At 66.2% G+C, this 15861-nt stretch carries 18 protein-coding genes and 1 pseudogene; 7 read left to right on the top strand and 12 right to left on the bottom strand.

Going from position 1 to position 15861, the window contains the following annotated elements:
* From VGI62_RS04270 to VGI62_RS04245, 6 genes are all read right to left on the bottom strand, one after another.
* The coding region (locus tag VGI62_RS04270; protein WP_331503151.1) for an MFS transporter at window positions 1-1209 on the bottom strand (1209 nt) is incomplete at its 3' end.
* A 72-nt stretch (window positions 1210-1281) separates the two neighbouring features.
* Window positions 1282-2208: a cytochrome c gene (locus VGI62_RS04265; RefSeq protein WP_331503150.1), complete on the bottom strand. Its 927-nt coding sequence runs from the start codon at window positions 2206-2208 to the stop codon at window positions 1282-1284.
* A 49-nt stretch (window positions 2209-2257) separates the two neighbouring features.
* A complete protein-coding gene (locus tag VGI62_RS04260; protein WP_331503149.1) occupies window positions 2258-2716 on the bottom strand; it encodes a cytochrome c in 459 nt (152 codons plus the stop codon).
* A 95-nt stretch (window positions 2717-2811) separates the two neighbouring features.
* Window positions 2812-3231, bottom strand: a complete 420-nt coding sequence (locus VGI62_RS04255) for a c-type cytochrome (protein WP_331503148.1) — start codon at window positions 3229-3231, stop codon at window positions 2812-2814.
* A 121-nt stretch (window positions 3232-3352) separates the two neighbouring features.
* Window positions 3353-4543: an acyl-CoA dehydrogenase gene (locus tag VGI62_RS04250; protein WP_331503147.1), complete on the bottom strand. Its 1191-nt coding sequence runs from the start codon at window positions 4541-4543 to the stop codon at window positions 3353-3355.
* Window positions 4544-4585: 42 nt separating this feature from the next.
* Window positions 4586-5410 carry an enoyl-CoA hydratase/isomerase family protein gene (locus VGI62_RS04245; RefSeq protein ID WP_331503146.1) on the bottom strand — a complete coding sequence of 275 codons (825 nt, stop codon included), beginning with the start codon at window positions 5408-5410 and terminating at the stop codon, window positions 4586-4588.
* Between the two features lie 165 nt (window positions 5411-5575).
* On the opposite strand from VGI62_RS04245, the gene VGI62_RS04240 reads away from it, so the two are divergent.
* The 3 genes from VGI62_RS04240 (at window position 5576) to VGI62_RS04230 (ending at window position 9004) form a co-directional block, all read left to right on the top strand.
* Entirely contained in the window at window positions 5576-8056 is a 2481-nt protein-coding gene (locus tag VGI62_RS04240; protein ID WP_331503145.1) for a TonB-dependent receptor, read from the top strand.
* A gap of 18 nt (window positions 8057-8074) precedes the next feature.
* Window positions 8075-8752: a Fe2+-dependent dioxygenase gene (locus VGI62_RS04235; protein ID WP_331503144.1), complete on the top strand. Its 678-nt coding sequence runs from the start codon at window positions 8075-8077 to the stop codon at window positions 8750-8752.
* A 63-nt stretch (window positions 8753-8815) separates the two neighbouring features.
* A complete protein-coding gene (locus VGI62_RS04230; protein WP_331503143.1) occupies window positions 8816-9004 on the top strand; it encodes a hypothetical protein in 189 nt (62 codons plus the stop codon).
* Window positions 9005-9010: 6 nt separating this feature from the next.
* Here VGI62_RS04230 and cysQ read toward each other — a convergent pair whose 3' ends face one another.
* A complete protein-coding gene (gene cysQ / locus VGI62_RS04225; RefSeq protein WP_331503142.1) occupies window positions 9011-9769 on the bottom strand; it encodes a 3'(2'),5'-bisphosphate nucleotidase CysQ in 759 nt (252 codons plus the stop codon).
* Window positions 9770-9845: 76 nt separating this feature from the next.
* Here cysQ and chpT point away from each other — a divergent pair, with 76 nt between their 5' ends.
* Window positions 9846-10514, top strand: coding sequence for a histidine phosphotransferase ChpT (gene chpT / locus VGI62_RS04220; protein ID WP_331503141.1), 669 nt, complete (start codon window positions 9846-9848; stop codon window positions 10512-10514).
* Window positions 10515-10536: 22 nt separating this feature from the next.
* On the opposite strand, the gene VGI62_RS04215 is transcribed toward chpT, so the two are convergent.
* Window positions 10537-11034 (bottom strand): hypothetical protein, encoded by a 498-nt coding sequence (locus VGI62_RS04215; protein ID WP_331503140.1) that lies wholly within the window; start codon window positions 11032-11034, stop codon window positions 10537-10539.
* 116 nt (window positions 11035-11150) lie between these two features.
* Here VGI62_RS04215 and VGI62_RS04210 point away from each other — a divergent pair, with 116 nt between their 5' ends.
* Complete coding sequence (locus VGI62_RS04210) at window positions 11151-11537, top strand: response regulator (RefSeq protein WP_331503139.1); 387 nt, start codon at window positions 11151-11153, stop codon at window positions 11535-11537.
* A complete protein-coding gene (locus VGI62_RS04205; RefSeq protein WP_331503138.1) occupies window positions 11534-12343 on the top strand; it encodes a protein-glutamate O-methyltransferase CheR in 810 nt (269 codons plus the stop codon). Before VGI62_RS04210 ends, VGI62_RS04205 begins: the two co-directional genes overlap by 4 nt.
* Before the next feature lie 83 nt (window positions 12344-12426).
* Here VGI62_RS04205 and VGI62_RS04200 read toward each other — a convergent pair whose 3' ends face one another.
* The 4 genes from VGI62_RS04200 to VGI62_RS04185 are packed head-to-tail and all read right to left on the bottom strand — an operon-like array spanning window position 12427 to window position 15146.
* Window positions 12427-12564, bottom strand: coding sequence for an entericidin A/B family lipoprotein (locus tag VGI62_RS04200; protein WP_331503137.1), 138 nt, complete (start codon window positions 12562-12564; stop codon window positions 12427-12429).
* Window positions 12565-12605: 41 nt separating this feature from the next.
* Window positions 12606-14336 (bottom strand): sensor histidine kinase, encoded by a 1731-nt coding sequence (locus VGI62_RS04195; protein WP_331503136.1) that lies wholly within the window; start codon window positions 14334-14336, stop codon window positions 12606-12608.
* 19 nt (window positions 14337-14355) lie between these two features.
* On the bottom strand, window positions 14356-14958 hold the full coding sequence (locus VGI62_RS04190; protein ID WP_331503135.1) for a sigma-70 family RNA polymerase sigma factor: 603 nt from the start codon (window positions 14956-14958) through the stop codon (window positions 14356-14358).
* Complete coding sequence (locus VGI62_RS04185) at window positions 14958-15146, bottom strand: NepR family anti-sigma factor (RefSeq protein WP_331503152.1); 189 nt, start codon at window positions 15144-15146, stop codon at window positions 14958-14960. Before VGI62_RS04185 ends, VGI62_RS04190 begins: the two co-directional genes overlap by 1 nt.
* Window positions 15147-15388: 242 nt before the next feature.
* On the opposite strand from VGI62_RS04185, the pseudogene VGI62_RS04180 reads away from it, so the two are divergent.
* Window positions 15389-15861, top strand: a pseudogene (locus VGI62_RS04180) (response regulator); the annotation flags it as partial.

The raw sequence follows: 15861 nt of genomic DNA, 5'->3' as shown, positions 1-15861 counted from the left end.
CCCCGGAACCCCCGGCTGATTGATGTAGGAGACGCCGGCGTTGGCGAGCGCGCTCTTGGCGATGTCGCAGGACGAGGTGAAGCTGGCCTTGCCCACCGGATCGAACTGCAGCGAACAGTCGGCCGGATCGGCGATCACCGTGGCGGGCGACGCCTTGGTCGCTTCCGCCAGCGCGGGATTCAGCGCATTGGCCAGCATGTGGAAGCCCGGGAAATAGGCGACCAGCATCAGCACCATACCGAACAGCAGGACCGGCTTTCGCCCCACCTTGTCGGAGAGCCAGCCGAAGAAGACGTAGCAGGGCGCGGAGAGCGCCACGATGACCATCATCAGCATGTTGATGGTCGCCGGATCGACCTTCAGGAACTTCTCCATAAAGGTCTGCACGTAGAAGAAGGCGGTGTACCAGACGGCTCCTTGCGCGGACATGATGGCGACCAGGGCCAGGAGCACTGTCTTCAGGTTCTTCCACTGGCCAAACGCCTCCGCGTAAGGCGCTGTCGAACCCTTGCCCTCGGCTTTCATGGCCGCGAAAGCCGGGCTCTCCGAGAGCTTCAGGCGCATGTAGATTGAGACAGCCAGCAAGCCTGCGGAGACCAGGAACGGAATGCGCCAGCCCCAGGCGTCGAAGGCCCCGGGCCCGAACGTCTTGCCGAGCACGACGCGTGTCGCGAGGATCACCAGGAGGGCCGCAAAGAGGCCGAAGGCGGCCGAGGTCTGGATCCAGCCGGTGGAGCGTCCGCGCGCGCCGACGGGCGCGTGCTCGGCGACGTAGATCGCGGCGCCGCCATATTCGCCGCCGAGGGCGAACCCCTGCACGATCCGCATCAGGAGCAACAGGATCGGAGCGACGATGCCGACTGTGGCGTAACTTGGAAGCAGGCCGATGGCGACCGTCGCCCCGCCCATCAGCACAACCGTCACCAGGAACGCGCCCTTGCGCCCGACGCGGTCGCCAATGCGCCCAAACACCAAGGCGCCAATCGGTCGAAAGGCGAAGCCGGCGCCGAAGAGGCCTAGCGCGGCGATATAGCCCGCGGTCTCGTTGAGGCCGGAGAAAAAGGTCTTCGAGATGATCTGCGCCAGGGAGCCGAAAACGAAGAAGTCATACCACTCGAAGGTGGTTCCGGCCGCGGAGGCGGCGACCACGGTCCGCAGCGAGGCCCCCTTGTCGGCGGCCGGCATGCGATCAGCGGTGATTTCCGCCATGGCGTAGTCTCTCTCCCCCAAGGTCTTGCGGACTGAGTAGCAGCCCATGCCTTCCGCGCGAAGCAGCGCCCGCTAGCAGGTCTTATGCTTGGGGTTGCCGGCGATAGGCGGGAGGGCGTGGATGTAGGCGCCGAGGGCGGCCAGGTCGTCGTCGCTGAGCTTGCTCGTGCTGGCGATCACGTCGCGCATGCCGGTGGGCTCATTGAAGCATTTGTCTGTGCCGGACTTCAGGAAATCGGCGATGTCCTGCTCGCTCCAGTCGCCAATTCCGTCCTTGTCCGGGGTGATGTTGCTGGCGAATCGGCCACCGGCTTCAAGGTTCGGCGCGCCCTCGTAGAGTTGAGCCGCCTCGACGCCGCCGAGTGCGTTTCGCGGCGTATGACATTCGGCGCAGTGGCCCGGGCCTTCGGCGAGGTAGGCGCCGCGGTTCCACGCGACGGAATGCTTCGGATCGGGAATGAACTCGCGCGGCCTGAAGAAGAGCAGCTTCCAGAAGCCCACCGCCGGCCGCAAGCTATAGGGGAACTTCAGTTCGTGAGGCGCCGTCGGCTTGGCCACCGCCGGCAGCGTCCTGAGGTAGGCGAAGAGGTCGCGCACATCTGACGTCTTCATCAGGCTGTAGGCCGAATAGGGAAACGCCGGGTACAGATGCTCGCCGTGGCGGCCGACGCCGCGCTTCACGGCGTTGGCGAATTCCGCCTCGGTCCAGGCCCCGACGCCGTATTTCGGATCGGACGAGATGTTCGGCGCTACGAAGGTCCCGAAGGGCGATTTCAACTTCAGGCCGCCCCCAAGTTGGGTGCGATCCTCCTGCCCGGGCGTCGCGTGGCAACCGGAACAATTGGCGGCTGTGAACATCACCTCGCCGTTGGCCACGTTCGGGTGGTAGCCCGCCGCCAATTCGGACGCCGGCAACCGACGTGGGGCCGTGATGAACCAGAGGGCGGCCAGAACCACCAGGGTCAGCACGCCCAAGACAGCCGAAGCGCGCCTAAGCATCGTGGAATTCCGACAAGCTGTGAGCGACCCTAGGTTCCCGACCGGGGCCTCAGGTCTTCTTCTTCATGCGATAGAGGTCGTGGCAGGACTTGCAGGTCTCACCGAGCGCCTTGAACGCCGGCTTGAAGCCGTCGGTGTCCTTGGCCTTCGCGGCGGCGGCGGCGAGTGTGCCCATCTCGGCCAGGCGCTTGTCGAAGTCGGCCTTGTTTTCCCAGATCTTGGGATCGGCCGAGGTCTTCGGGTCCGCCGCCGTGTTGGCGGGATAGAGGCCCGTCAGCTTCTTCGCGCCGCCGACCACGCCGTCCATCAGCGTCTTCACCTTGGCCGCATCGTAAGGGGCTTGGGCCGAGGTGTAGGCGCTCGCCTCCTTCATCGTCTGGCCGACCTGCTTCATGGTCGCCTGGCGGTCTTCCACGGGATTGCCCGCCGAAGCGGCGGTGCAGAGGAGTCCAAGGGCGAGGCCAACGCCGGCGACCGCAGCGCACAGGACGGTTCTAGACTGTGTCATTCAAAGCTCCGGATGCGCCGCCCCTTGGGCCGGCGTCGAGTTGAATCGCAAATGCTTTAAAGCCAATGCAGAGCTAGCATCGGCCCCGCCGGCTCTCAACCTTTCAGGCTCATGAGGTAGTCGGCGATCTCTTTGGCCGTCGCAGCGTCGCCCGCGCCCGGATAGTCCATCTTGTTGCCGGGGATGGCCTTGGCCGGATCGAGAATAAAGGCCTGGAGGGTGTCCGCCGTCCATACGGTGCTCGAGGCCTTGAGTGCATCCGAGTAGTCGAAGTCCGGCGCACTGCCTGCCTTGCGGCCGCCCACGTTGAGGAGATTGGGCCCGAGAGACGGGTGGGCGCCGGCGGTGGTTTCGTGGCACGCCGCGCAGATGCCGAAGGAAGCAGGCGGCGCGGCCGATGGCGCCGGGGTTTGCGGCTGAGCCATCGCAGCGGTTGCGATGGCCGTCGCTGCGGTCACGGCGGCGAGCAGGCCTGCACCCAGGGGGCGCGCCAGCGATGCGGGGACGAGATTCATCTGAACTCCTGAGACCACTCGGTTCGGCCGCAGGATTAGCATCCGTTCGCGCGCCGTTGGAAGGCTAGGCCGTCTCGGTTTCTGCGGGTTCTTCGGTCAGCGAGGCGCGCTTCCCGCCCGGCTAGAAGGCGTTCTCGCCGGTGATCGCCCGTCCCAGGATGAGGGCGTGAACATCATGCGCCCCCTCATAGGTGTTGACGGTCTCCAGGTTCGCGGCGTGGCGCATCACGTGGTATTCGCCGGAGATGCCGTTGCCGCCGTGTATGTCGCGGGCTTCGCGGGCGATGGCGAGCGCCTTGCCACAGTTGTTGCGCTTCATCAGGCTGATGGCTTCCGGAACCCAGGCGCCTTCGTCGATAAGGCGGCCGAGCGCCAGGGCGCCCTCGAAGCCGAGCGCGATCTCGGTCTGCATGTCGGCGAGCTTTTTCTGGATCAGCTGGCGCGCCGCCAGCGGCTTGCCGAACACCTTGCGGGTCTGGGTGTATTCGCGGCTGGCGTGCAGGCAGAATTCGGCCGCGCCCATCGCCCCCCAGGCGATGCCGTAGCGGGCCTTGTTCAGGCAGGAGAACGGACCGCGCAGGCCCGAGACGTCCGGCAGCATCATGTCTTCCGGCACGAAAACCTCATCCAGTGCGATCTCTCCCGTGACGGAGGCGCGCAGGCTGAGCTTGTTCTGGATCTTCGGAGTCTCGAAGCCTTTGGAGCCGCGGTCTACGAGGAAGCCACGGATCACGCCATCGAGCTTGGCCCAGACCAGCGCCACGTCGCTGATCGGCGAATTGGTGATCCACATCTTCGAGCCCGACAGCAGGTAGCCGCCGGTCGTCTTCTTGGCGATCGTGCGCATCGAGGCGGGGTCGGAGCCGCCGTCGGACTCGGTGAGGCCGAAGCAGCCGACGATCTCGCCCTTGGCCATGCCAGGCAGGTATTTCATCCGCTGCTCTTCGGAGCCGAACGCATAGATCGGGTACATGACCAGCGAGGACTGAACGCTCATCGCCGAGCGGTAGCCGGAGTCGATCGCCTCGATCTCGCGGGCGATGAGGCCGTAGGCGACATGATTGACCTCGGCGCAACCGTATTTCTCGGGAAGCGTCGGGCCCAGGAACCCCAGCGCACCCATCTCGGTCATGATCTCGCGATCAAACCTTTCCTCGGCGAAGGCGGAGACCACTCGCGGCAGGAGCTTCTCGCGGGCGTACGCGCGGGCGGCCTCCCACACCATGCGCTCGTCCTCTGAGAGGCGCGAGGCCAGGTCCAGCGGATCATCCCAACGAAAGGTCTTCTGATCGGCCGCCGAGTCGAGGGGCATGGAAATGTCTCCAGAAAGAATGCGGCGCCTTATGACCGAGTATCAGGTCCCTGTGTAGACGCCCTGACGCTTCTCCAGGAACGCGGCGCGAGATTCCTTGACGTCGTTGGGCGCCTTTCGGGCGTAGCCGAGGCCGGCGGTCTCGTAGCGCAGGGCAGCTTCCAGCTCGGCCTCGGCGTTGTGTTGCAGGACGCGTTTTGACACCCGAAGCGCCACCGGCGGCCAACGGGTCATCTCCTGGGCGTAGGCGATGGCCGCGTCGAGCAAGTCTTCGGCAGCGACCAGGCGGTTCAACAGGCCCAGGCGAAGCGCTTCCTCGGCGCCTACCGCGCGACTGGTGAAGATCAGGTCGGCGGCGGCTGCGTACCCCACCACGCGAGGCAGGAAGAAGCTCAGGCCGCAGTCCGGCGAGAGCGAGCGTTCGACGAAGACGCTCTTGAAGCGGGCGTGCTCTGAGCCAATGCGGACGTCGCACGCCAGCGCTGTGGACATGCCGGCGCCGGCAGCCACGCCGTTGATGGCGCCGATGATCGGCTTATCGAGGCCGGACCACATCATCGCCCAGCGCCCGACCCACCCCATTTCGTCGAGCCGCCCGTCTTGCGTTGTGGGTTCGGGGGCGCGGCCTGTGGCGACCGGACCTGAGCCCAGCAAGTCGGCGCCGGCGCAGAATCCGCGGCCGGCGCCGGTGACCACCAGGGCGCGCGCCTCATCGTCGGCCTTCACGCGAGCGACGGCGTCGGCGACCTCGCTGCGCAGCCCCGGCGAAATCGCGTTCAGCCGGTCGGGCCGATTGAGGGTGAGCAACGCCACGGCGTCGCGCCGTTCGAGGGTGATGGCTTCGTAGTCGCCTGTTTCGTAGGCCATGGCGCAGCTTCCCGGGTTCGTTTTGGCCAGCATCGCGCCGATCCGGACGGCCGTCGAATCCTGCGCCCGAAAAGTGCGAACGCTTCTGCAAATCATTCTCATTGCTAAGCGTAACCGGTCTTACTAAGAACGACTCGCAATCTCATCTCGGGCTGGGAAATTTGTATGCGTAGCGGCGTGGTTGGAGTGATCGCCTATAGAAAGGCGCGACCGCCGCGACTTGGCCTGGCGATGATGGCCGGAGCCGCCAGCCTTTGCAGCGGGGCCCACGCCGAAATCGCCCCTGACGCGGCCGATGAGGGCGCCGCCGTCTCCGGCGTAACGGTGACCGCCGAGACAAGACCACTCAATCGTGACACCGGCCTCTCGGCTCTTCAGTCCACGGTCCAGGATACGCCCCAGGCGATCAGCGTGGTGACCAACGCCCAGCTGAAGGCCCAGGGGATCAACACGCTGGAGGGGGCGTTGCGCAACGTGCCCGGCATCACCATCGCCATCGGCGAGGGCGGCACGCTCTCGGGAGACCAGTTCAAGATCCGCGGATTCGACGCCAAGGACGACGTCTACGTCGACGGCCTGCGGGACTTCGGCGCCTATACGCGCGACAGCTTCAACTACGAAGAGGTTCAGGTCCTGAAAGGACCCTCGGGGGCCATGTTCGGGCGCGGCACCACGGGCGGGGCGATCAACACGATCTCCAAGCAGCCGAAGCTCGAGGACTTCACCACCCTCGACGGCTATGTGGGCAATGGCGACTACTCTCGCGCGCTCGCCGACATCAACCGCAAGATCGGCGACACCGCCGCCGTCCGCGTGACCCTGATGGGCAACTCCACCGGGGTGGTCGACCGCGATCTGATCTTCTCCGACCGCTGGGGCGCAGCGGTGACCGCGGGCTTTGGTCTGGGCACGGACACACAGCTGACGATCAGCGCCCTCCACCAGCATGATCACCAGCGGCCCGACTACGGCATTGTCATCGTCCAGCGGCCCGGCGACATCGTCGCGCTGCCGGCCACGGAGTATGACGTCGGCGTCCGACGCTCCAACTTCCTCGGCTTCCGCAACGACGTCGACCGCTCGGACACCGACATGCTGACGGTGCGCTTTGCCCATACGATCAACGACAAGGTGAGCCTCACCTCGGATACCCGGTACGCGATCTATTCCCGGTACTTCCAGTACACGACGCTCGATCAGTGCCCGGCCGCCTGCACCAGCGCATTGTTCGATGGCGACCCGGCGACCGAGGCCTTCGGCGGCATCGGCGGCCAGGGTCCCTACGACATGGACGCCTGGGGCCTGCAGAACGTCTCGACCGTGCGCTTCGACTACGATCTCGGCTCCCTGAAGAACCAGGCGATCGTGGGCGTCGACCTTTCGCGGCAGTCGAACGACAAGAGCTTCTTCGTCTACACCCTGCCGCCGCCGTTCACGACCCGGCCTGCGATCCCGCACCCGATCACAAATCCGAACCCCAATTTCCCACCGGGCTATGCCGTCCTGCGGGCCGTCCCTGGCCAGAACATCTCCTGCCCCTCCACGACGGCCAACTGCACCACGATCGTCAACGGCGTGTCGGTGTTCACCAACACCTTGGGTTCTGCGACGCAGAGTAGCGAGGGCGAATCCACCGACGGCGGGATCTTCCTGACCGACCGCCTGTGGCTCACGAGCACCCTGTCGATCATCGGCAGCTATCGGGTGGACCTCTACACCGCCAAGCTCAATTCGCTGTTTTTCAACAACACCTCCTCGGAGATCAAGGTGAGCCCCACCTTGAAAAGCCCGCGGTTGAGCGGGGTTTGGGAGCCGTCGGACGACCAGACCTACTATCTGTCGTGGGGCAGATCGCAGACGCCGCAGGGCACATCGGTGGTCGGAGCCGCCGCAGCGCTTGCGGTGACCAGCAAGGACCTGGCGCCGGAGGACAGCGAAATCTGGGAAGCGGGCGTCAAGGCCAGGATTCCGCGTACGAGCCTGTCAGCCACCGCCTCGATCTTCGACATCAAGAAGGACAACGCTCTGCAGACCGACCCCGCGACCGGCTTCCTCCAGGCTCAGTCCGGAGAACGCCAGGAGGTGACGGGGATCGAGCTCGGGGTGACCGGCAGCCTGACACCGGCCTGGACCCTCAGCGCCGGCTACACCTACCTGGACGCCCGGATCAAAGAGTCCTTCACCAACTGCGCCGTGCCGACCTCAACCGTTGGCGCGCCCAGCGCCATCGCCTGCCCGGTCGGCGTCACCACAGCCTTCCCCGTGCTGAACACCATCGCCGTCGGCCAGCAAGCGACCTTCGTGCCGAAGCACTCCGCGACGCTGTTCACGACCTACGACCTGTCCGACTGGATCAACGGGCTCTCGATCGGCGGCGACCTGATCTACCAGAGCGAACTTTTCCTGGGCTACGCCCCCAGGAGCGTCAGTTTCACCGACCGTTCGACGTTGACGGCGGCCAAGATCGCCGAGGCTCCGGAAAACGTCACCGTCGACGCCTACGTCAGTTATCGGCGCGGCGCCTACCGGTTCGCCATCAACGGTTACAATCTGGGTGATCGGCTGAACTACACCCAGGTGTTCGCCAATCGGGCGACGCCGGCGCCGGGGCGCACGATCGTCTTTTCCGTTGGCGCGAGCTTCTAGGGATCGGGACATCCGGCCATGCTGGTCCACATCGAGCAGGTGCTGAATTCCGAAGAGGTCGCTGGTTGCCTGGCGCAGTTGGCCGCTCAAGATTGGGTCGACGGCCGGGTGACCGCCGGCGAGCAGTCGGCCCGGGTCAAACACAACCTCCAGGTCAGCCAGGAGGCGCCCGCGGCGCGCGAACTCGGCGACATGATCCTGGGACGCCTTGGCAAGACCCCGGCGTTCGTCTCCGCCGCCCTGCCTTTGCGGGTCTATCCTCCCCTGTTCAATCGCTACGACGAGGGCATGGCCTTTGGCGAACATGTGGACAACGCGATCCGGTTTGCAGGCCCCGTACGGTTCCGCACCGACCTTTCGGCCACCCTCTTCCTGACCGAGCCGAGCGATTACGACGGCGGCGAGCTGATCGTCGAGGACACCTTTGGCGAACATGCCGTGAAGCTCGCCGCCGGCGATATGATCCTCTACCCCGCTTCCAGCCTGCACAGGGTGGCGTCAATCACGAGGGGTTCGCGCTGGGCCGCATTCTTCTGGGTCCAGTCGATGGTCCGCGACGACGGGCAGAGGAGCCTTCTCTACGACCTCGACAACACCATCCAGTCGCTTAGCGTCCCGGTGGGCCAGGCGGACGCGGCGGCGGTGCGGCTGACGGCCACCTACAACAATCTTCTTCGTATGTGGGCCGAGGTCTAAGGCCGGCGCAACCAAGCGGGCCGGGCGGTGTTCCCCTCATAGACACCGCTCAAGGGCCCGACGATGCCTGCCTCCAACCTGTCAGAGATCGTCCGACCGTTCGCCTGGCTAGCCGCATTCGCCTTCTTGGTCGGATTCGTCAGTTACCTGGCGCTTGGCCGTCCGGCGGCGGCGGCAGGCGAAGGGGCGCGTCAGGAGTTCATAACCTCCGGACCGGCCTCCAAGGTCTGGAACCTCCCGAAGAAGATCTAGTCGCGACTAGGCGCCTCGCGCGACGAACCAGCCGTTGCGGAAGCCGTCCTGAGCCTTCCCATATACGAAGGGCCGCCCTTCGGGCGTTGTGAAACGGCCACCGGCCGCCTCCAGCACCGCATGGCCCGCAGCGGTGTCCCATTCCATAGTTGGTCCGTGCCTTGGGTAGATGTCGGCCATCCCCTCGGCGATGCGGCAGAGCTTGATCGAGGAATCCATGGGCTCGCGCAGGTGGAAGCCGTAGTCCTGCGCCAGCTTGTCGGCGGTTTCGACCTTCATGGTGTGGCTGATCAGCGCCAACGCCCGGCCCTCGGGCCACGGCCGCGCCCGGACCGGTCTTGGCGCCGCGCCCTTCAGTCGCTTCATCGACCGGCCGGCCGCCGTATACCAGACCTCTCCGGAGGGCGGGGACGCGACGGCCCCGGCGACCGGACGACCATCCTCGATCAGGCCGATATTGACTGTGAAATGAGGGTCTCCGCGGACGAAGGCCTTGGTTCCATCCAGAGGGTCGACCAGGAAGAAGCGCGGTCCGATGGCGTCGGGCGTTCCGAACTCGCTGGCGTCCTCCTCGGATACCACCGGGATGTCAGGGAAGCGTTCGGCAAGCGCCTTCAAGATCAAAGCCTCGCCTTGGCGATCGGCTTCGGTCACGGGACTCTCATCGGCCTTCTGGGCCACGGCCAGGCCGGTTCTCCACAGGGGCAGGATCAGTGCAGCCGCCGCGTCGCAGATCTCGGCCAGCTCGGCCCCGATGTCATTCATGCGCAATCTCCAGGCGGGCTCTCATATGGGCCGCGCGTGGTTTTCCAAAGGTTCAAATCACCGCAAGGTCCATGGCATGACGGAAATCGCCGCCCCTGACGTTTCAGAAACCCCGCCCCTGCGCGCCGCCGAGTTGGCCGCCTTTCTTGCCGCGCGGATGTGCCACGACTTCATCAGCCCGGCGAGCGCCATCGTCTCTGGGCTCGACCTGCTGGAGGACCCGACGGCGCAGGACATGCGCGACGACGCCATGGGGCTGATCGCAACCTCGGCCCGGAAATTGGCGGACCTGCTGGCCTTCACGCGGGTGGCGTTCGGCGCTTCGGCCTCGGCCGAGACCTTCGATGTCCGCGAGCTCGAAAAGCTGGCCCAAGGGGTCTTCGGTCATATGCGCGCCGAGCTCGACTGGCAGGTGGTGACGCCGGCGGTGAACAAGCCCGTCGCGCGCACGCTCCTCAATCTCGCACAGATGGCCGGCGCAGCCCTGCCCACCGGCGGGACGGCGCAGGTGCGTGCGGTGGAGGAGGGCGCCACCGTGGTGATCGCCGTCGAGGCGACCGGCCCGCGGGCGCGACTGCGCCCCGAGGTGCTGGCCGGCCTTCGTGGAGAAGGGCCAGGCGAAGGGCTGCATGGGCACTGGGTGCAGGCGCGCTACCTCCACTTCTTTGTGACAGACGCCGGCGGCCGCGTCTTCGCCGACCTGACTGAAGAGAAAGTAACCCTGGCGGCAACGATTCCGGCCTGAGCGCTGGAACTGGCGAACCTGGCTAGGGGCGGGGTTGTTCGCTGTCGGCCTTGGCGGCCTGAAGCCGGCGTCCGACGTCCGGGCCGTGGAATCGGCCTGGTCCCATCACGACGCAGGATACCTGGCCCTTGCGCACGGTCACGGCTGCGCCGTGGCCGATGCCTGGTTCGAAGAATGTCGTGCGCCCGGTGCTGGTGACCTCCACCGCGCCCGGCGCATCAAACTGGCAGACCGTATAGTGTGAGGGGTCGAAAAGGCTCTTCTCCGGCGAGGCTACGCACTCGACGTCGCCGATCTGATAGGCGAAGGCCGCACCGCGATAGACAAAAGCCGGCGGCGGTTTGGCGCCGCGGGCAGCGGCCGAAAGGCTCGCCTTCACGGGACAGGGCGTCCCCGCGATCGTCCACTCGCGCCGGATGTTCTGGTGGTCTTTCCAGGTGGCGTAGCCGACTGAGATCGGAATGCCGACGACGGCCAGCAGCACCACGAGGATGGCGAAGGTCTGGAGTCGAGCGATCATGGGCCCGCCGAATTGGACTACGCATGTAATAACCTACATCTGTAATATGTGTTAGCGGGGTTGGCGAGCCCGAATGTCGCTACGGCTCCTTAACCCTCAGGCGCGACAAGAGCGGCATGGTTAAGGAGTCCGCTGACCGGAAGCTCTGCCTCGTCGTCGACGACAGCCGCATCGTGCGCAAGGTGGCGCGGCGGATCCTGGAGGATCTGAAGTTTGACATGGCCGAGGCCGGCGAGGGCGCTGAAGCGCTGGCCTGGGTCCGCACCGTCATGCCGGACGTCATTCTACTCGACTGGAACATGCCGGTGATGGACGGCCTGGAATTTCTGCGTCAGCTGCGGCGCGAGCCCGGCGGCGAGCGGCCGAAGGTTATTTTCTGTTCGGCGGAAAACGACCTCGACCGCATTCGGCAAGCCCTGACGAGCGGCGCGGACGAATACATTATGAAGCCCTTCGATGGAGACATCGTCGCCTCAAAGCTGGCGCTGGTGGGGGTGTTGTGACCCCGCAGGACCGCGAACTGATCGCGCGTCTCTGCGCCGACCGCGCGGGCCTCGCGATCGATCCCGACAAAGCCTACATTCTGGAAAATCGGCTGGGGTCCGTCGCGCGGCGCGAGGGGTTTGGCTCGGTGCACGAGTTCGTGGCCGCGGTTCGCGATCGTGACGAGGAGCGGCTGATCTGGGCCGCGGTCGAGGCGATGTCACCTGCCGAGACCGCGTTCTTCAGCGAACCCCGGACCCTTGAGCGAGTCGTCGGCGAACTTCTGCCGGAGCTCGCCCGGCGGCGGGGCGGTGGGCCTTTGCGGCTCTGGGCGGCCGCCTGCGGCGCGGGCCAGGAAGTCTATTCCCTGGCCATGGCGCTGGATGAGAGCCCGCCGGCGGGGGCGAGCATCGAGCTGTTCGGCTCCGACCTAAGCGAGCAGCGGCTCGAAAAGGCGCAGGCTGGGCTCTACAGCCAATTCGAGGTTCAGCGCGGGCTCTCCGCACAGCGGCTTGTCCGGCATTTTGAGGCCGCCGAGGATGGGTTCGCCCTGTGCCTTCGCGTGCGCCAGACAGTTCGCTGGCGCCGCGTCAACCTGATGGACGACCCGGCGCGGCTTGGCCAGTTCGACCTCGTGCTTTGCCGCAACGTGCTGGGATACTTGGCGCAGGATGCGCGAGCCCGGGTGCTGGCGAACCTGCAGCGTACGCTTGCGCCCGACGGCTGGTTGGTGCTGGGCGAGAACGAGGCCGCACCCGGTCTCAATAAAGCGCCAGGACGCCGCGGATTCTACCGAAAGCAACCGTCGACCCGGGCCGTCGCCTGAAACCTGCCACCTAAGACCGGCGATTCGGACCGGGCAAAGGAAAACCCCGCCGCGAGCGGCGGGGCTACTGAGGTGCGTAACGCCTAGTGCTTGGCGTCGTCGGCGGTGGTGGTCACGGCCTTGCCGGCCGCGGACACGTCCTTGCCCGCGCCTTCAACCGTGTTGCAGGCGGCGACGGCCATGCTGGCGGCCATAACGGCGAAAAGTACGAACTTGCGCATGGTGGGCTCTCCGGGGATTGAAACTAGCTCCGCAACAACGTTTACGCTGCCGCCTGGTTCCCCCCGGCCCCCGTGCCGGCTGCCTTGCCGCGCACTTCGGCGGCGGGTGTGGGGAATACCAACCTTGCCGTGACGCCGCCGCCGGGGTTGCGCACCAATTCGGCGCGGCCCCGCAGCTGGCGTGCGAAGGCCGTCATCAGGGTGCGGCCGACGCCGGTGGCGCTCAGCGGGTCGTCGCCGGCTTGGCCGTCGTCGGAAATCTCAAGCACCGCCTCCTCGCCGCGAACCCGGAAGGCCAGGGTCAACGTCCCGCCGCGCATCGCGAATGCGTGCTTCTGGGCGTTGGTGATTGCTTCAACCGCGAAGAGCGCCAGAGGCGCCAGCCGGTCGGGGTCGATGACGAGGGTGTCCACGAAGAGCTCGGTGCGCACCGCCGGCCCATGGTTCATCTCGCCGGTCACCACCTGCGCGGTCAGCTCTTCCAGGAAGGACCGCAGGTCCACATGCTTCAGATCGGAACCCTGGTAGACGGACCGGTAGATCAGGGCCAGCGCGGTGATCCGCTGCCGGGTGTCCGACATGGCCGCGCGAGCGGCGGGGTCGCTCAACGCCCGTTGCTGTATGTTCAGCAGCGAGGAGATTACCTGCAGGTTGTTCTTCACCCGGTGGTGAATCTCACGCATCAGAGCGTCCTTCTGCGCCAGGGAGTCCCGCAGCGAAGCATCGCGCCCTACGATGGCGTCGGCCATGTCCTCGAGGGTTTCAGCCAGGTCGCGGATCTCCGGCGGCATCTGTTCGGCCTGTATCGGACGCACGCTGAAGCGGCCGCGTGCGTAGAGGGAGGCGATCCGCTGCAGATAGCTGATCCAGCGAATCACCACGCGGTCGGTGACCGCCATGACCGCGGCCAGCGCCAGGACGAAGGTCAGGATCGGGAAGAGAATCCCGGAGAGCGGATTGAGCCAGGCCCACGACAGGATGCCGGGCGAACCGGCGGACAGCACGACGTAGACCTCGTTGCTGGCCACCGGCGCGGCGGAGAAGACGCGTCGTCCGCCGATCGTGTCGGGGCCATACCAGACGTGGGCGCCGTTCAGCTTGATCTGGTCTCGCCAGTCCTTAGGCAATGGCGGGAAGGCTTCGGCGTCGGTGACGCTGATGTAGCGCCCGGCCGCGTCCGCGAGGGCCACATCGGAGTGGGCCGGCAGCGTCGGGTCGGTGACCGACGGCTCCAGGCTGGCCAGGGTTATGACCGCTGCAAAGGCCCCGTCGAACTCGCCTCTCGGCCCCTCGGCGGGTACTGCGGCCAGCACGGACGGCTCGGTTGAATAGGCCGAGCCGGGCTCCCGGCTGATCACCAGCTTGTCGCCGCGCGCCAAGCGCTGAAACCAGGGTCTCTGGGCGCGCTGGGCATCGGGGGGGACGTCGCCGGCCGCGCAGGCGACGCGGCCGCGGCGGTCGAAGCGCACCAGGTTGGCATAGCCGGGAGTCCGCCGGGCGACCTCCGCCAGCCGATCGGCGCACTGATACCCCAAAGAAGCTGGGGCCAGGGTCTGCAGCAGGATGCCGGCGCCTTCCATCCGTGTGCGCGCCGTCGCTGCGCTGCGTTCGGCGGCGAAGCTCAGGTTCTCGCGAAGTATTACGCGTTCCCGATTGAAGGCGATCGCGGACTGGACAACACCCAACACCAGCACCGGCAACAGGGCGGCCGCTAGCGCCGCCGTCAGGCGGACCCTGATCGTGCTCAGCGAACCCCAGCGGAGGGCGGTCATGGAAGGGCGGTTCCCGTCCTCAACGGACGGTGCTTAGCCGCTCCGCGTCTGCTAGGATAGCCCGCATGGCGTCCCCCGCCGACGCGCCGTCGCGGTCGTAGGAGCCATCTTCCAAGATCACATGCAACGCGCGTCGGGCGCGGCTGACGCGACTTTTTACGGTGCCCACTGCGCAGTTGCAGATCTCGGCGGCCTCTTCGTAGGCAAATCCGCCGGCGCCCACCAGGATCAGGGCCTCGCGTTGTTCGGCCGGCAGCATGGCCAAGCCCTGGCGAAGTTCGTCCAGCGCGACCGGGGCCTCCGGATCGTCCACGGCCACCAGGGTTCGCTCGGCCGCTTCCTGGTCGAGCTGGCTCTGGCGCCAGGAGCGGCGCTTCTCCGAATAGAACTGGTTGCGCAGGATCATGAAGGTCCAGGCCTTCATGTTGGTGCCCATCTGAAAGCTCGCGCGCGCGTCCCAGGCCTTCATCATGGCGTCCTGCGCCAGGTCATCGGCCGCGGCGGGGTCCCCGCAAAGGGTCCTGGCGAACGCTCGCAGATGCGGAATGAGCTGAACGAGCTCGCGTTTAAAGCCCTCGTCGTCCGAACCGGAGCGCGAGCGGGTCACGGTTTCGTCCGACATCAGCCGTTCTCCGCGGTCTTGCTGTCAGCGCGCCTCAGGATGTCCAGGAACTCATCCGGGACATCTTCATTGACCACTTCGTCGAACATCTGGCGAAGGCGCACGCCTATGGCCTGTTGGCGCAGGCGGGCCTCGTCCAGGGCTGCGGACGGCTTTCGCGGGTCCGGTGTGGGCATGTTTTCTATCATACGTCCGGCAGGTCGCTTTCGCGAAGGCCGCCCCCTCTTGGCATCCTCGTCGCTCATCAACGCCCGGCTCCGCTCCGAGTTCCAGATCGAAGCACCCAAGATTCGGAAAACCCGCGGTTTTGGGAACGAGTTCCCTCATGTAACGTTTTTGGCGGATGATGGCCTTTCGTCGGGGACAGCCTTCGAATGACCTTGTTTGAGAGGCTTACTTTAAGTTCACTGCCAATGGGAGAGGTCACCCCTTGAGTCTGCTAGCCCGACTTGCGCCCCACCTGCCCTACGTCCGGCGCTACGCCCGCGCCCTTACCGGCGATCAGACCACTGGAGACCACTACGTGCGCGTCGCGCTGGAGGCGTTGGCCGCGGGGGAACGGACTCTCGAAGCCAACCTTACGCCTCGCGTTGCGCTCTATCACGTCTTCCACGCCATCTGGTGCAGCTCGGGCGCCCATCTCGAAGGGCCGCAGGACGATGATCCTGATTCCGATGATACGACGCGGCGGCTGATGCGCATCGCGCCGCGCTCGCGCCAAGCGTTCCTGCTCACCGCGCTCGAGGGCTTCACACCCTCCGAGGCCGCCCAGATCCTCGACGCCGATTTCCCGGAGATCGAGCGACTGATCGCCGAGGCCCAGGCCGAGATCGACGCGGAGCTGGCCACCGACGTGCTGATTATCGAGGACGAGCCCGTGATCGCCGCGGACATCGAGGCCCT

Origin of the sequence: Phenylobacterium sp. (genome assembly GCF_036495085.1) — a bacterium.
Lineage (GTDB): Bacteria > Pseudomonadota > Alphaproteobacteria > Caulobacterales > Caulobacteraceae > Phenylobacterium.
This window is presented reverse-complemented; position numbering and strand designations above follow the sequence as displayed.

What these genes read in the sequence shown, in the direction of transcription:
- VGI62_RS04215 (WP_331503140.1), bottom strand. Translation starts at nt 11,034, where the DNA reads ATGATCGCTCGACTCCAGACCTTCGCCATCCTCGTGGTGCTGCTGGCC.
- VGI62_RS04250 (WP_331503147.1), bottom strand. Translation starts at nt 4,543, where the DNA reads ATGCCCCTCGACTCGGCGGCCGATCAGAAGACCTTTCGTTGGGATGAT.
- VGI62_RS04235 (WP_331503144.1), top strand. Translation starts at nt 8,075, where the DNA reads ATGCTGGTCCACATCGAGCAGGTGCTGAATTCCGAAGAGGTCGCTGGT.
- VGI62_RS04185 (WP_331503152.1), bottom strand. Translation starts at nt 15,146, where the DNA reads ATGATAGAAAACATGCCCACACCGGACCCGCGAAAGCCGTCCGCAGCC.
- VGI62_RS04245 (WP_331503146.1), bottom strand. Translation starts at nt 5,410, where the DNA reads ATGGCCTACGAAACAGGCGACTACGAAGCCATCACCCTCGAACGGCGC.
- VGI62_RS04255 (WP_331503148.1), bottom strand. Translation starts at nt 3,231, where the DNA reads ATGAATCTCGTCCCCGCATCGCTGGCGCGCCCCCTGGGTGCAGGCCTG.
- VGI62_RS04265 (WP_331503150.1), bottom strand. Translation starts at nt 2,208, where the DNA reads ATGCTTAGGCGCGCTTCGGCTGTCTTGGGCGTGCTGACCCTGGTGGTT.
- cysQ (WP_331503142.1), bottom strand. Translation starts at nt 9,769, where the DNA reads ATGAATGACATCGGGGCCGAGCTGGCCGAGATCTGCGACGCGGCGGCT.
- VGI62_RS04240 (WP_331503145.1), top strand. Translation starts at nt 5,576, where the DNA reads ATGCGTAGCGGCGTGGTTGGAGTGATCGCCTATAGAAAGGCGCGACCG.
- VGI62_RS04260 (WP_331503149.1), bottom strand. Translation starts at nt 2,716, where the DNA reads ATGACACAGTCTAGAACCGTCCTGTGCGCTGCGGTCGCCGGCGTTGGC.
- VGI62_RS04190 (WP_331503135.1), bottom strand. Translation starts at nt 14,958, where the DNA reads ATGTCGGACGAAACCGTGACCCGCTCGCGCTCCGGTTCGGACGACGAG.
- VGI62_RS04195 (WP_331503136.1), bottom strand. Translation starts at nt 14,336, where the DNA reads ATGACCGCCCTCCGCTGGGGTTCGCTGAGCACGATCAGGGTCCGCCTG.
- chpT (WP_331503141.1), top strand. Translation starts at nt 9,846, where the DNA reads ATGACGGAAATCGCCGCCCCTGACGTTTCAGAAACCCCGCCCCTGCGC.
- VGI62_RS04230 (WP_331503143.1), top strand. Translation starts at nt 8,816, where the DNA reads ATGCCTGCCTCCAACCTGTCAGAGATCGTCCGACCGTTCGCCTGGCTA.
- VGI62_RS04200 (WP_331503137.1), bottom strand. Translation starts at nt 12,564, where the DNA reads ATGCGCAAGTTCGTACTTTTCGCCGTTATGGCCGCCAGCATGGCCGTC.
- VGI62_RS04210 (WP_331503139.1), top strand. Translation starts at nt 11,151, where the DNA reads ATGGTTAAGGAGTCCGCTGACCGGAAGCTCTGCCTCGTCGTCGACGAC.